Here is a 13,964-nt window from a genome sequence, read left to right as displayed (position 1 = left end):
CGAATTTATTTTTTGAAATAAACAACAATTGCCTTTTTATTCTGTCATTTCTAACCCCTTTAATTTCTGATAATTGGATGCTTTTTTATCGTTTTAATTTTTCGAATAAAATCAATTTATCAAGCTTTTAAAAGTATAATTCTTAAAGTTCTTAAAATTATGGAAATTGTATCATAATTCGACCTTAAAATTGCAGGATTGGCAGAAGTTTTAACCATTTTTTAACATCTTACCTGTAAAAAAAAATTCAATTTGCACTCTCAAAACTAAGGCATTAAATTCAAGGTATTAAAAATAATTTTATGGAAGAGAATACGTCGACTTTAGACATTAGAGCAATCAATGAAAAGATAGAAAGAGAGAGTGCTTTTATAGACCTTCTTACTATGGAAATGAACAAGGTGATTGTGGGTCAAAAGCACATGATTGAACGATTATTAATTGGATTACTAGGGCAAGGCCATATTTTACTGGAAGGTGTTCCAGGGTTAGCAAAAACATTAGCTATTAATACACTTTCGCAAGCAGTTCACGGATCTTTTAGCCGTATCCAGTTTACACCCGATTTATTACCTGCCGATGTTGTAGGAACCATGATTTACAACATTAAAGCAAATGAATTCTCAATTAAAAAAGGACCAATTTTTGCTAATTTCGTTCTTGCTGATGAGATTAACCGTGCGCCAGCTAAGGTACAATCGGCATTGTTAGAGGCCATGCAGGAAAAGCAAGTTACTATTGGTGATACCACTTTTAAATTAGAAAAACCGTTTTTGGTTTTAGCTACGCAAAATCCAATCGAGCAAGAAGGAACGTATCAATTGCCAGAAGCGCAAGTTGATCGTTTTATGTTGAAAACGGTGATTGATTATCCTAAAATGGATGAAGAGCGATTGGTAATTCGTCAAAACTTAACTGGAAGTTACGAGAAAGTGAATCAAGTAGTTTCTGTTGAGCAAATTTTACGTGCGCAACAAGCCGTTCGTGAAGTTTACATGGATGAGAAAATTGAGAAATACATCTTAGATATTGTTTTTGCTACTCGTTACCCAGAGAAATACAAATTAGCTGATTTGAAACCATTAATCAGTTTTGGTTCTTCACCACGTGGAAGTATCAATCTAGCTAATGCAGCTAAATGTTATGCGTTTATCAAACGTCGTGGTTATGTAATTCCTGAAGATGTTCGTGCAGTAGTTCATGATGTATTGCGTCACAGAGTTGGAGTAACTTATGAAGCAGAAGCTGAAAATATTACTTCGGTTGACATCATCAATAAAATTATAAACGAAGTAGAAGTACCTTAAAAAGATTTTAGATTTTAGATTACTGATTTTGGATTTTAGATCTGAAATCAACAATCGTTAATCAACAATCAATAATCAAATGGATACAAAAGAGCTTTTAAAAAAAGTACGAAAAATAGAAATCAAAACCCGAAGATTGAGTGATCATATCTTTTCAGGGGAATATCATACTTCTTTCAAAGGGCGTGGAATGACTTTTAGTGAGGTGCGTCAATATCAATATGGAGACGATATTCGAAATATTGATTGGAATGTTACCGCTCGTTATAATGAAGCTCACGTAAAAGTTTTTGAAGAAGAACGAGAGTTAACCATGATGTTAATGGTTGATATTTCGGGTTCGGAGAGTTTTGGTTCTAAGAATCAATTTAAAAAAGACATCGTGACAGAAATTGCTGCAACGATGGCTTTTTCGGCTACACAAAACAACGATAAAATTGGATTGATTTTATTTTCGGACCAAATCGAATTGTATATTCCACCTAAAAAAGGAAGATCACACGTTTTGCGTATCATTAGAGAATTGATTGAATTTGAACCACAAAGTCATAAAACAGATATTGCTCAGGCATTGAAATTTTTGTCCAGTACTCAAAAAAAGAAAGCGATTGTTTTTGTTATTTCTGATTTTATGTCGGACGATTATGAGCAAACTTTGAAAATTGCTGCTAAAAAACACGATCTAACTGGAATTCGCGTGTATGATATTCGAGAACAAAAAATGCCAAATCTGGGAATGGTTCCGATGCTGGATGCTGAAACTGGAGAGATACAATTAGTAGATACTGGTTCTAAAGCAGTTCGAATGAATTATGAGAAATATTATCATGACCAGTTGAATTATTTTAAAGAAACCTTCAGTAAATCGGGTTCTGGTGTAGTAAATACCAGAGTTGACGAAAGTTATGTAACCAAGTTATTGGGTTATTTCAAATCGAGATAAAGATTTCAGATTGAAGATTAATGATTTTTGATTTAAGATTTGGTTGGAATAAATAATTAGAGTTTTTGAATTAAAATTTTATTAGAAATGAATAAACAAGAACTGGAGAATAGATTGATCGATTTTGCAGCAACTATAATAATTGTTGCTAGTAATTTTGAAAAAAATTATGCAGGAAATCATTTAGCAGCTCAAATTATTCGTTCAGGAACATCTCCAGCTTTAAATTATGGAGAAGCCCAAAGTGCCGAAAGCAGCAAAGATTTCGTTCATAAAATGGGGATTTGTTTAAAAGAATTAAGAGAAAGTTTTGTCTGTTTAAAAATTATTGAAAAAGCAAATTTAACAACAGATCTGAAGAATTTATCGATTGCAAAAATAGAAGCCAATGAACTAATTTCTATTTTCGTATCAAGTATTAAAACGGCTAAAACAAATATGAAATGATTTTGAAAAAAGAATGATTTAATGGTTTCGAGAAACATCTGAAATCAAAAATCGTTAATCTTCAATCTCAAATCAAAAGTTCCCAATAAAAGGATGAAAAAAATAATATTATTACTACTACTTTCTACTGCGGTTTTTGCGCAACAAAAAAGAGTAGAAACAAGTATCGATACCACAAAAAATAAAATAGGAGCCGAATTTAAATTAACTGTAAAAACATCCGTAGATACTTTGTCTAAGGTTGTTTTTCCTAATTTAAAAAATATTGGTGCTCTGGAAGTAATCCAGTCTTATCCTGTGGATACCGTAAAAAACAACGACCGTTATGAGTTGATTAAAAAATACGGATTAGCACAATTTGATTCGGGTCGCTATGTAATTCCTAGTATCCAAATTCTGATTAATAAAAAACCATATCAAACGGATTCGATTGCTGTTGAAGTGGCGAATGTTCAGGTAGATACTTTAAAGCAAAAAATGTATGACATTAAGGATATTCAACCTGCCAATGATGCCATTGGAGATTGGTGGAAATACCTTTTAGCATTGATTGTCATTGTTGGAATTGGTGCAGGAATCTATTGGTTTCTTAAAAACAGACAAAAGAAAAAAATTGAGGAAGAAGTTTATAAAACTCCAATAGAAAAAGCTACAAGTTTATTAAATAATCTGGAAAAGAAAGAGCTTTGGCAAAAAGGAGCAATTAAAGAATATTACAGTGAATTGACTGATATTGCTCGAAATTATATCGAAGAAGCAATAGAAATTCCAGCAATGGAAAGTACAACATCCGAATTGATTTTGGGATTAAGAGCGGCTTCAGTTAGAAAGAAAATGACGCTTACTCCAGAGACTATCGAAAATCTGGAAAGAGTGTTGAAACAAGCCGATTTAGTAAAATTTGCAAAATCAAAACCGCTGGAATATGAAATAACCGAGGATAGAAATAAAATCCAAAAAGCAATTTTAACTTTAGACAATTCGATTCCGGTTGAGATTCCTGTGGAAGAAGATATTTTGTTGAATGAAGCACAACGTCAAAAACAAATTGCACTTCAATTAAAGAAAAAAAGAAACAACCGAATTGCGGTTAGTGTAGCTGCAGTTGTTTTCTTATTGTTAGCAACCACGTTTTATTTTATGGCAACCCGAGGGTTTGATTACGTAAAAGACAATCTTATTGGTCATCCATCTAAAGAATTATTAGAAGGCGAATGGGTAAGAAGTGAGTACGGAAATCCTTCAGTAATAATCAAAACACCTAAAGTTTTAAAACGAACTGATTTAACCAAATCATTGCCTAAAGAAGGATTAGCATTGGTTAAAGAAATGCAGTCTTTTGTGTATGGTAGTTTGATAGACTCCTTTCATTTGATGGTTTCAACTTTGAAATACAAACAGGAAGCGCAAATTGATTTGAAAAAATCTATGGAAGCTTATTTACAATATATGGAATCTCTAGGCGCACAAAATATGATTGTGAAACAAGAAGATTATGAAACTAAAGAAGGAATTACGGGAATAAAATCATACGGAACTTTCACTAGAGTAAATGAGTTAACGAATGAAAAAGACAGAATGTATTATGAAATTTTATTGTTTAGCCAAGAAGGAGGTTTACAACAGGTTTTGATTTTACATCAAGAAGGAGATAAGTATGCAAATGAAATTTCAGAACGAGTGTTAAGCTCAGTCGAACTAAAACAAGGAGGTAGATAATGGCAAAAATAACTTTTTTAAATCCAGAGTTTTTTTGGTTGTTTCTTTTAATTCCATTGGCCATTGTTTGGTTAGTTTTAAAGAAAAACCAGCAATCAGCAACCTTAAAAATAAGTTCGATTAAAGGTTTTAAATCCTCACAATCGTTCTGGACAAAATTAAAACCCTATTTAAGTGTACTTCGAATATTGGCGTTAAGCTCTTTAATTGTGGCTTTGGCAAGACCAAGAACAGTTGATATTAGCAACAAAACTAAGACAACAAAAGGAATTGATATTGTTATGGCAGTAGACGTTTCAGGAAGTATGCTGGCTAAGGATTTAAAGCCCAACCGAATGGAAGCTTTAAAAAGAGTAGCGGCTGATTTTGTTGAAGAAAGACCAAATGACCGAATAGGATTAGTAGTTTATGCTTCAGAAGCTTACACAAAAACTCCCGTAACTAGCGATAAAGCCATTGTAGAAGAGGCTATAGGAAGTATAAAATACGATAATGTTTTGCAGGACGGAACAGGAATCGGGATGGGATTAGCCACAGCAGTAAACCGTTTAAAAGACAGTAAAGCCAAGAGTAAAGTCATTATTTTATTGACCGACGGAGTAAATAATGCAGGTTTTATTGAACCAGAAACTGCTGCTGATATTGCTAAACAATACGGTATAAAAGTATATACTATCGGAATTGGGACGAATGGAATGGCGGAATTTCCGTATGCCATTGGTCCAAATGGACAATTTTTGTTCCAAATGATGAAAGTAGAAATCGACGAGCGATTGATGAAAAGCATTGCTCAAAAAACTGATGGAAAATATTTTAGAGCCACGAGTAATGATAAATTGGCTGAAATTTATGGAGAGATCAATAAACTAGAAACTACTGAAATAGAAGAATTGAAATTTTATGATTATGACGAGAAATACAGACCTTTTGTTTGGTTGGCTGGATTTTTACTATTACTCGAAATTGGATTAAGAAATACGGTTTATAAAAGTTTCATTTAAGAAATATTGATTTTAGTTAAAATCAATATTTCTTAAATGAAACAAAAATCAATTTTTTGAAATTCCAAATTCCAATGATTGGAGTATAAATTTGGAATTTAATTTTTTCAGCTTTCGTTGCTACAATTGGAATTTGGTTTTTGATATTTGGAATTTAAATAATTTATGGAATTAGACGAAAAAAAATATTTATACTTACTTTTTATACTACCGATTGTAGTGTTGCTTTTCCTGTTGAATATGTATTGGAAAAGAAAAAAGCAACGGGAATTTGGTGATTTAGAAATTGTAAAAAAATTGAGTCCGGAAAGTTCGGTTTTTAAACCCGTATTCAAATTGGTTGTTATTGTTTTAGCCCTGCTGGGGTTGATTTTAGCATTAGTAAATCCAAAAATAGGAACAAAATTAGAAACGGTAAAACGAGAAGGAATCGATATTGTTTTTGCAATGGACGTTTCTAAAAGTATGCTTGCTGAAGATGTTGCACCTAATAGATTAGAAAAAAGCAAACAAGTTGTTTCTCAAATTATCAATCAATTAGGAAGCGATAGAATAGGAATTGTAGCTTACGCAGGAAGTGCTTTTCCAGTTTTGCCTATTACGACCGATTATAGTGTGGCAAAAATGTTTTTGCAAAGCATGAATACCGATATTGTTTCTTCCAGAGGAACCTCATTGGATGAAGCGATCAAATTATCGTCAACTTATTTTGATGAAAAAAGTAAGACTTCTAAGTTATTGATCCTTATTTCAGATGGAGAAGATCATTCTGAAGGTGCACAAGCTGCAGCCGAAGAAGCAAATAAACTAGGAATGCGTATTATTACGGTAGGAATTGGAACCGAAAAAGGAGGTACAATTCCGCTAAAAAGAAATGGCGTTGTAGAAAGTTACCAAAGAGATCAAAATGACGAAGTGGTAGTTACAAAATTAAACCGAACTGATTTAGAAGCCATTGCAAAAGCCACAAAGGGAGGTTATGTAAGCGGAAATAATACCAAAGAAGTGGTAGAATACATCAAGAAAACCTTAGATAATATTCAAAAAACCGAATTTGAATCGACTCAAATGGCCGATTTTCAATCGCAATTTCAATGGTTTTTAGGATTTGCATTTTTGCTTTTATTCCTGGATGTATTCCTTTTAGAGAAAAAAACCAATTGGGTGAAGAAGTTAAACTTATTTAACGACGAAAAATAAATGCTAATTCCTTTAAAGCAAATCACTTTTGAGGAAGAACATAAAGAAATGAAAATGAAAAATTGTATTAAATACGGATTTACTTTTTTTGCACTGCTATTCCTTAGTTTAGGAGGAATATTGGCGCAGCAAAAAGACAATATTTTGCCTAAAGCAAATGAAGAATACAAGGAAAATAAGTTTGCCGAAGCGGAAGCTAATTATAGAATATCAAATTCAAAATTCCCAAATAGATCGGTTTCGCCATTTAATTTAGGAAATGCTATTTATAAGCAAAATCAAGCTTCGGAGGCAAAATATGCTTATGCCAAAGCTTTAAAAAACGCGAGATCAAGAATTCAAAAACACAAAGCCTATCACAATTTAGGGAACGTGTTCATGAAAGAGAAAGATTATACTCAGGCAGTAGAAGCTTATAAAAATGCGCTAAGAAACAAGCCTACTGATGAGGAAACCAGATACAATTTTGCCTTGGCTAAAAAAATGCTAAAAGAAAATCCGCCACCTAAGGATAAGGACGATAAAAACAAAGACAAGAATAAAGATCAAGACAAAAAGGATCAGGATAAAAAAGATCAGGATAAAGACAAGAAAGATCAAGATAAAAAAGACCAGGATAAGAAAGATCAAGACAAAAAGGATCAGGATAAGAAAGACGGCAAAGACAAAAAAGATGAAAATCAGCCGCCAAAGCCACAGCCAGGTGGAATTTCTAAAGATCGTCTAGAAAATCTTTTGGATGCAGTTAACAATGAAGAGAAGAAAATTCAGGACAAAGTAAACGCTAAAAAAGTAAAAGGGAAACCCGTTCAAACAGAGAAAGATTGGTAAGATTTATTGTTTAGTTGCTAAATTGTTTAATCGTTTATTCGATGCAACAGTTTAACAAAATCTGATTCAAGAATTCAACATACAAACGATTACACAATTAATGAAAAGATATCTAATTCTATTACTATTATGTTTTCAAGGACTTTGGGCTCAACAAGTACAGTTTGAGACTAAAGTAAGCAAGAACACACTGGGTTTGAACGAAAGACTTCGTGTGGATTTTGTTATGAATATTGATGGAGATAATTTTGACGAACCTTCTTTTGAGGGTTTTAGAGTTATTGCAGGACCAAGTCAGCAAGTGAGTCAATCCTGGGTTAACGGAAAAAGTTCGTTTGAAAAAATCTATTCTTATTATTTGATGCCCAATCAAAAAGGAAATTTGGTTATCAAACAGGCTACCATAGAATACAATGGGCAAGTGTATAAAACTTCTCCAGTAAGAATTAATGTTACCGCAGCAGTAGAACAGCCCAAAGATCCTAATGATACTAGTATTTCGGCAGATGATAATTTGTATCTCGTTGCCGATATTTCTAAAACAAATCCTTATCTAAACGAACCCATTACGGTAGTTTATAAGCTATACTTTAGTTATAATATTGGAATTGATCGTTGGCAAGAATTAAATAAACCAAAATACAATGATTTTTGGAGTCAAAATATCGATGTCAAGCAATTTCTTGAAGAAGGCATGTTTAAAGGGGAAAAATTTCGTTATGTAGTTTTGAAAAAAACAGTTTTATATCCTCAAAAGTCAGGTAAGCTAACCATTGAGCCGCTTTCATTAGATATTGATGTACAATTGCCTACCAATCGTAGAGATATGTTTGGACGAATGTTAATCAAAGAAGACAGTAAAAGAGTTTCTGCGGGAGCTAAAACTATTACGGTTAAACCATTGCCGGAAGCAGGGAAACCAGATGATTTTTCGGGAGCTGTGGGTAGTTTTGATTTTAAAGTTACACCAAGTAAAACTTCACTTAAAAATGGTGAAAGTTTAGATTTAGTGGTAAGTGTAGCAGGAAAAGGAAATTTAAAATTATTTAGTTTACCAAAACCAGTTGTGCCTAATGCATTAGAAATGTATGATCCGGTCCATAACGAACAAGTGAATACACCGCTTTCTGGAATGACAGGAAAAATATCGGATAGTTATACGATTATTCCACAATACAAAGGTGATTATCCTATCAAACCAATGCAGTTTTCTTATTTTGATTTGAATTCCGGAAAATATAAAACCATTACTTCTCCAGAAATAATCGTTAAAGTTCTGGATGGGCCAACACAGGTTATAGCTAGTGATTCGAATTCAGCAGCAGGAAAAAATCAGGTAGTGGCTAACGAACAATTCAAGTACATCAAGTTACAAACCGAATTAGTACCCATTACAGCTAATGATTTCTTTGGTTCAAACTTATTCTATAGCTTGTTGCTGATTCCTTTTGGATTAGTACCAGTTATTATTTTGGCTAAGAAGAAAAAAGAAGCCATTGATGGTGATATTGTTGGAAACAGAATCAAGAGAAACAACCGATTGGCGAAGAAATATTTATCGGAAGCAAAAAAACAAATCAACAACAAAGAACCATTTTATGTGGCACTTGAAAAAGCGATGCATAATTTCCTGAAAGCAAAATTGCATATTGAAACTTCCGAAATGAGTAAGGATAATATCAAGGAAATTTTGTTGTCTAGAAATGCTAATCCAGAATCAATCAATGAGTTTATTGCACTTACTGAAAACTGTGAGGTAGCAAGGTATGCACCTTCATCCAGTGCAACAATTCAGAAAGATTACGAAAAAGCAGTATTGATAATTTCGGATCTAGAAAAACAGCTTTCTTAAAAAAGATTAACCAAAGGATACAATGAGTACTAAAATGAAGAATATATTTTACATATTATTGTTGGTAAGTCAGGTTTTCTTTGCCCAAAGTGGCTTTGAAAAAGGAAATGATTTGTATAAAAATGGCAAATACGAACAAGCTATTGATGCTTACAACTCTGTTTTGAGTGATAAAAAGCAATCAGCAGATTTGTATTTTAACTTGGGAAATTGTTATTATAAATTGAACAAAGTAGCGCCAGCAATTTACAATTATGAAAAAGCTTTGGTACTGAAACCTAATGATGTTGATATTGCTAATAATTTAAGATTTGCTCAAAAACGTACCGTAGATGAGATAAAAGTAGTGCCAAAAGTAGGTTTTGAAAAACTGCTTCGTGATTTTACGGGAAATTATCATTACAATACCTGGGCATGGATTGCTATTGCTTTTTCGGTGCTGTTTTTAGTGTCGTTTCTAGGCTATTATTTTTCAGCTTTGGCATTGAATAAAAGACTCTTTTTCTTCGGAATGTTTATAATGCTTGTATTGTTAGTTATTAGTGTTTCTTCTGCTATTTTCGAAAGAAGTTATTTTAAAAATGAAAGACCAGCCATTATTTTTGCAGAAATGACCGATGTAAAAAGCGAGCCTCAAAACAAGGGTGCCAGCGTTGTAATCTTGCACGAAGGAACCAAAGTTTTTGTAAAACAAAAGGTAGATAATTGGAAAAAAGTTGAATTGACTGATGGAACCGAAGGCTGGATTGATAGCGATGCTATTCGAGAAGTGAAATAGAAATAAGATTATAGATTTCAGATAACAGAAGCCTTCTGCGGTCTGAAATCTACTTACTTATTCTTCAAATCGCCATACCATTCTACAATAGAAGGATACATAAAAGCCGCCGTTTTTTGTATGGGATAATAAAAAATGGAATTGTCAAGCGTTTCTTTTTTGGCAAAAAAATGATTGTAATTTATTTTTTCGAAAATAGAAAACACAATTCCAACGAGCAGTACTGTTTTTAAAACCCGAAATAATCCGCCACCTAGTTTGTTTATCCAGCCTAAAAAAGCAAAATCGACTATTCCAGTAAGTATTTTTGCTAAGAAATGAATGCCAATTACCACCAGAATAAAAGTGAGTAGAAAAGCAATAACCTGAATGGTATTTGGATTCCAATGCACAAAACCAGCAAGAATGTTTTTAGTAATAACAGAGAATTTAACAGCCAGATAAACTCCAAAAATTAACGAAAGAAAGGAAGCCAGTTCGATAAAAAGACCGTTTACCGTTCCTTTGTAAAGTGCGAATGCTAATAAAGCACCCAAAATAATATCTAAAAAACTCATAGTAAAAAGAGAAAAAAATAAAGAGCAAAGATAAAAGAATTATGTTGGTATCTTTGCCGAAATAATTTTAGATAGTAGAAAATCAGAATATCAATTTCTAACTTCTAACTTCTAACTACTAACTTTCAAATATGTCAAGAGACACACAACTTAAAGAACGCTGGGAAAAGCTTGTCGATATACTTTCTAATCAATTTTCGCAAGGTGAAGATTTAGATTTAGATGCCATTATTTTTCTAATTGGAGTTCAGGAATTAGGAAAATTTCAACGTGAATATAAAAAAGACGAAAAACTAAACCTGATGCACATTGCCATTTGTCGTTTGTTAGAACCTTATGGTTTTTATGAATTCGACTTTTTTGATGAAGATGGCTGGCCACATTATAAAGTAAAAGAAGAATTGCCAGCATTGAAGGCTGGGGAACAAACGGTTTTGATGAAAGAGGCAATAGTTAGCTATTTTATAGAAAAAGAGCTCATTGATTGATGATTTGTGATTTGTTCCAAAAACTCATGACTCATAACTCACAACTTTTGCTTAAATTTGCACTCTCAATTATTGGATGAAAATGATAGATAAGATAAAAGAATATATTGGTGAAGCACAAGCTTTTTCAACACAAGATACTACCGAATTAGAAGCATTTAGAATTAAATTTTTAGGAAGTAAAGGAATCTTAAAAGATTTTTTTGCTGAATTTAAAAATGTTCCTAATGAGCAAAAAAAGGAATTTGGTCAGGTAATTAACCTGCTTAAAACTTCTGCAGAGGAAAAAGTAAAATCAATCCAGGAAACTTTAGAAAGCAAAGAAGAATCTAAAGGAATTTATGGCGATTTGACTCGTGCTGCTGAGCCAGTAATCATTGGGTCTCGTCATCCGATTTCTATTGTAAAAAACCAAATTATAGATATCTTTTCAACCATTGGATTCAACGTTTCTGAAGGTCCTGAAATTGAAGACGATTGGCATAATTTTACAGCATTGAACCTGCCAGAATACCATCCGGCGCGTGATATGCAGGATACGTTTTTTATCCAGACTAATCCCGATACTTTATTGCGTACCCATACTTCATCTGTTCAGGTGCGTTATATGGAAAACAATAAACCGCCTATTAGAACTATTTCTCCAGGTCGTGTTTTCCGTAATGAAGCCGTTTCATCACGTTCACACTGTATTTTCCACCAGGTGGAAGGATTGTATATTGACAAAGACGTTTCTTTTGCTGATTTGAAACAAACGCTTTTGTATTTCACTAAAGAGATGTTCGGAAAATCAAAAATCCGTTTGCGTCCTTCTTATTTTCCATTTACGGAGCCAAGTGCCGAAATTGACATTTATTGGGGATTAAAAACCGAAACCGATTACAGAATTACCAAAGGAACCGGTTGGTTAGAAATTGGTGGTTGCGGAATGGTAGATCCTAATGTTTTGAAAAACTGTGGTATCAATCCTGACGAATACAACGGATTTGCTTTTGGAATGGGAGTGGAGCGTATTGCAATGTTGTTGTACCAAATTGGCGATATCCGTATGTTTTATGAAAACGATGTACGTTTCTTAGAGCAATTCAAATCGATAATATAATTTTAAAAAAAGTCCTTAGTACCTAGTCCTTAGTGAAATATTTTTTGCTAAGGACTAGGTACTAAGGACTCTTCACTTAATATATGAAAGCTGATATTACAATCCCCGAAGTAGAAAACGTATTTATTGCTGCCGTTCAAGAATGGAGCGATGATTTTATGGAGAAAGTATGGTATGCTTATCTAGTAAACGATAGCGATTTTAACATTGAAAGTGCCATGGTGGTTTCTAAAGCTTTTGGAACTATCGATGGTGAAATGAAGAAAACCTCTATTTTGCGTCACGCTTTTGTAGAAGTTCCCGCAGTTTCAGTAGTGAAAATAGAAATGGTAGAGAAAAGTGTTTTGGCGTTGAATAACGAATTCATGCTGACTTTCTTTATTGGAAATACTTTATACGACAAGAAGTTTATCTTTAAAGCCAATTCCATTAACGAAAATAATACCGAAGAAGTGCCTATTCTATTTGTAGATGGTGTGATTGTTCGATAAGCTATTAGCTAAAAAAAATATTGACCGCAAATTCGCAAATTATAAATGTGAATTTGCGGTTTTTTTATTATTCAATTTCGTTGTGTAACCATAGAATTTTATCGTCAATTGAGAGATTCAAATTTTTTTCTAATTCATAAATCCTGATGTTCACATAATATTGCCATTTGTCTAAAACAAAAATATTTATTTTTTGATAAGCTAAATTTAAGATGTCGTACTTAAGTTTCCGAACATCTTTAATAGATTTGCTTAATTCTAATTCGTTGCATTTGGCTAAAATTTCTTTTTTTAATTCGTTTTGAATTGACATAATATTGTGTATTTATTAATTGGCAAAAATACAGCTGTTTTATGGTTATGCCAATTTACTTAAACTTTAGCTTTTTCTGTTTATCGACCACTCAGATTAACCACAATCGTTTGCTCAGAATTGATTTTCAGCATTCGAAATTTTGTGTACTTGAAATCTAATGACTTAATAATCAATTTTAAATAAAAAATAAGTTGTACTTTTGTACAACTTTTGTAATTTTAAAGTGTGAAAGAAAAATCAAAAAATAGAACAATAGTATTTTACAAAGATTATTTTGAAGATTTTTTCATAAAACAAAGGGAAAAAGTGAGAGCCAAGATAATTTGGACTTTTGACTTGATAGAAGAAATTGACAAAGTTCCAGAAACCTATCTTAAGCATATTGAAAGTACGGATGGACTTTATGAAATTAGAATTCAACAATCGAGTGATATTTTTAGAATATTTTGCTTTTTTGACAAAGGGAAAATTGTGGTTTTAGCAAATGGTTTTCAAAAGAAAACGCAAAAGACACCAAAAAAGGAAATTGAAAAAGCACTTAAAATAATGGAGGAATATAAAAATGAAAAAGGATAATATAAAAACGCTATCAGAGTTTAAAGATAAACACTATGGTGAAATAGGAACTGTAAAACGAGACGAATTAGAGTCTGGTTATGATCAGTTTAAATTGGGAGTTTTGATACACGAGGCACGACTTGAAAAAGGGATGACACAAGAGCAACTTGCTATTAAATGTGGTACTACAAAGTCTTATATTTCAAAAATTGAAAACAATGTAAAAGAAGTACGCTTATCTACATTACAGAAAATTGTTGAGCTTGGATTGGGTGGGCATTTGGAACTTTCAATAAAACTTTAAAAAGTAATTTAATTTTATATTTTCTTCGAGAATATTTTTAAATAAATGTCAAAAAATAACAACCGCAAAT

16 protein-coding genes are annotated in these 13,964 nt (G+C 32.5%); 14 read left to right on the top strand and 2 right to left on the bottom strand.

Features of this window, described 5'->3' with window-relative positions; genetic code table 11:
• Positions 1-302 precede the first annotated feature (302 nt).
• The 9 genes from AAGV33_RS07325 (at position 303) to AAGV33_RS07285 (ending at position 10,078) form a co-directional block, all read left to right on the top strand.
• Positions 303-1,307, top strand: coding sequence for an AAA family ATPase (locus AAGV33_RS07325; protein ID WP_373391316.1), 1,005 nt, complete (start codon positions 303-305; stop codon positions 1,305-1,307).
• Between the two features lie 79 nt (positions 1,308-1,386).
• A complete protein-coding gene (locus tag AAGV33_RS07320; protein ID WP_373391315.1) occupies positions 1,387-2,250 on the top strand; it encodes a DUF58 domain-containing protein in 864 nt (287 codons plus the stop codon).
• 87 nt (positions 2,251-2,337) lie between these two features.
• Positions 2,338-2,697 carry a four helix bundle protein gene (locus AAGV33_RS07315; protein ID WP_373391314.1) on the top strand — a complete coding sequence of 120 codons (360 nt, stop codon included), beginning with the start codon at positions 2,338-2,340 and terminating at the stop codon, positions 2,695-2,697.
• Positions 2,698-2,790: 93 nt separating this feature from the next.
• Complete coding sequence (locus tag AAGV33_RS07310; protein WP_373391313.1) at positions 2,791-4,416, top strand: hypothetical protein; 1,626 nt, start codon at positions 2,791-2,793, stop codon at positions 4,414-4,416.
• The gene (locus AAGV33_RS07305) at positions 4,416-5,417 is read left to right on the top strand and encodes a vWA domain-containing protein (protein ID WP_373391312.1); all 1,002 of its coding nucleotides are present in this window, start codon (positions 4,416-4,418) and stop codon (positions 5,415-5,417) included. Before AAGV33_RS07310 ends, AAGV33_RS07305 begins: the two co-directional genes overlap by 1 nt.
• Before the next feature lie 165 nt (positions 5,418-5,582).
• A complete protein-coding gene (locus AAGV33_RS07300) occupies positions 5,583-6,617 on the top strand; it encodes a VWA domain-containing protein (protein WP_373391311.1) in 1,035 nt (344 codons plus the stop codon).
• A 54-nt stretch (positions 6,618-6,671) separates the two neighbouring features.
• Positions 6,672-7,448, top strand: a complete 777-nt coding sequence (locus AAGV33_RS07295; protein ID WP_373391310.1) for a tetratricopeptide repeat protein — start codon at positions 6,672-6,674, stop codon at positions 7,446-7,448.
• 100 nt (positions 7,449-7,548) lie between these two features.
• The gene (locus AAGV33_RS07290) at positions 7,549-9,300 is read left to right on the top strand and encodes a BatD family protein (RefSeq protein ID WP_373391309.1); all 1,752 of its coding nucleotides are present in this window, start codon (positions 7,549-7,551) and stop codon (positions 9,298-9,300) included.
• Positions 9,301-9,334: 34 nt separating this feature from the next.
• Entirely contained in the window at positions 9,335-10,078 is a 744-nt protein-coding gene (locus tag AAGV33_RS07285) for a tetratricopeptide repeat protein (protein ID WP_373391308.1), read from the top strand.
• A gap of 53 nt (positions 10,079-10,131) precedes the next feature.
• Here the strand turns inward: AAGV33_RS07285 and AAGV33_RS07280 are convergent, their stop codons facing one another.
• Positions 10,132-10,635, bottom strand: a complete 504-nt coding sequence (locus tag AAGV33_RS07280; RefSeq protein ID WP_373391307.1) for a CvpA family protein — start codon at positions 10,633-10,635, stop codon at positions 10,132-10,134.
• 131 nt (positions 10,636-10,766) lie between these two features.
• Between AAGV33_RS07280 and AAGV33_RS07275 the strand changes: the two genes are divergently transcribed.
• From AAGV33_RS07275 to AAGV33_RS07265, 3 genes are all read left to right on the top strand, one after another.
• Positions 10,767-11,123 carry a hypothetical protein gene (locus AAGV33_RS07275; protein ID WP_373391306.1) on the top strand — a complete coding sequence of 119 codons (357 nt, stop codon included), beginning with the start codon at positions 10,767-10,769 and terminating at the stop codon, positions 11,121-11,123.
• Positions 11,124-11,205: 82 nt separating this feature from the next.
• The gene (gene pheS, locus AAGV33_RS07270) at positions 11,206-12,225 is read left to right on the top strand and encodes a phenylalanine--tRNA ligase subunit alpha (RefSeq protein WP_373391305.1); all 1,020 of its coding nucleotides are present in this window, start codon (positions 11,206-11,208) and stop codon (positions 12,223-12,225) included.
• A gap of 83 nt (positions 12,226-12,308) precedes the next feature.
• Complete coding sequence (locus AAGV33_RS07265; protein WP_128193441.1) at positions 12,309-12,716, top strand: hypothetical protein; 408 nt, start codon at positions 12,309-12,311, stop codon at positions 12,714-12,716.
• 67 nt (positions 12,717-12,783) lie between these two features.
• Here the strand turns inward: AAGV33_RS07265 and AAGV33_RS07260 are convergent, their stop codons facing one another.
• A complete protein-coding gene (locus AAGV33_RS07260; protein WP_373391304.1) occupies positions 12,784-13,029 on the bottom strand; it encodes a hypothetical protein in 246 nt (81 codons plus the stop codon).
• Between the two features lie 228 nt (positions 13,030-13,257).
• On the opposite strand from AAGV33_RS07260, the gene AAGV33_RS07255 reads away from it, so the two are divergent.
• Together AAGV33_RS07255 and AAGV33_RS07250 are read left to right on the top strand one after the other, a co-directional pair.
• Complete coding sequence (locus AAGV33_RS07255) at positions 13,258-13,608, top strand: type II toxin-antitoxin system RelE/ParE family toxin (protein WP_373391303.1); 351 nt, start codon at positions 13,258-13,260, stop codon at positions 13,606-13,608.
• Positions 13,595-13,894, top strand: coding sequence for a helix-turn-helix domain-containing protein (locus AAGV33_RS07250; protein WP_373391302.1), 300 nt, complete (start codon positions 13,595-13,597; stop codon positions 13,892-13,894). The genes AAGV33_RS07255 and AAGV33_RS07250 overlap by 14 nt, the downstream gene beginning before the upstream one ends.
• Positions 13,895-13,964: the final 70 nt, after the last annotated feature.

The sequence above is a fragment of the Flavobacterium magnesitis genome, assembly GCF_041729735.1.
Taxonomy (GTDB): domain Bacteria; phylum Bacteroidota; class Bacteroidia; order Flavobacteriales; family Flavobacteriaceae; genus Flavobacterium; species Flavobacterium magnesitis.
This window is presented reverse-complemented; position numbering and strand designations above follow the sequence as displayed.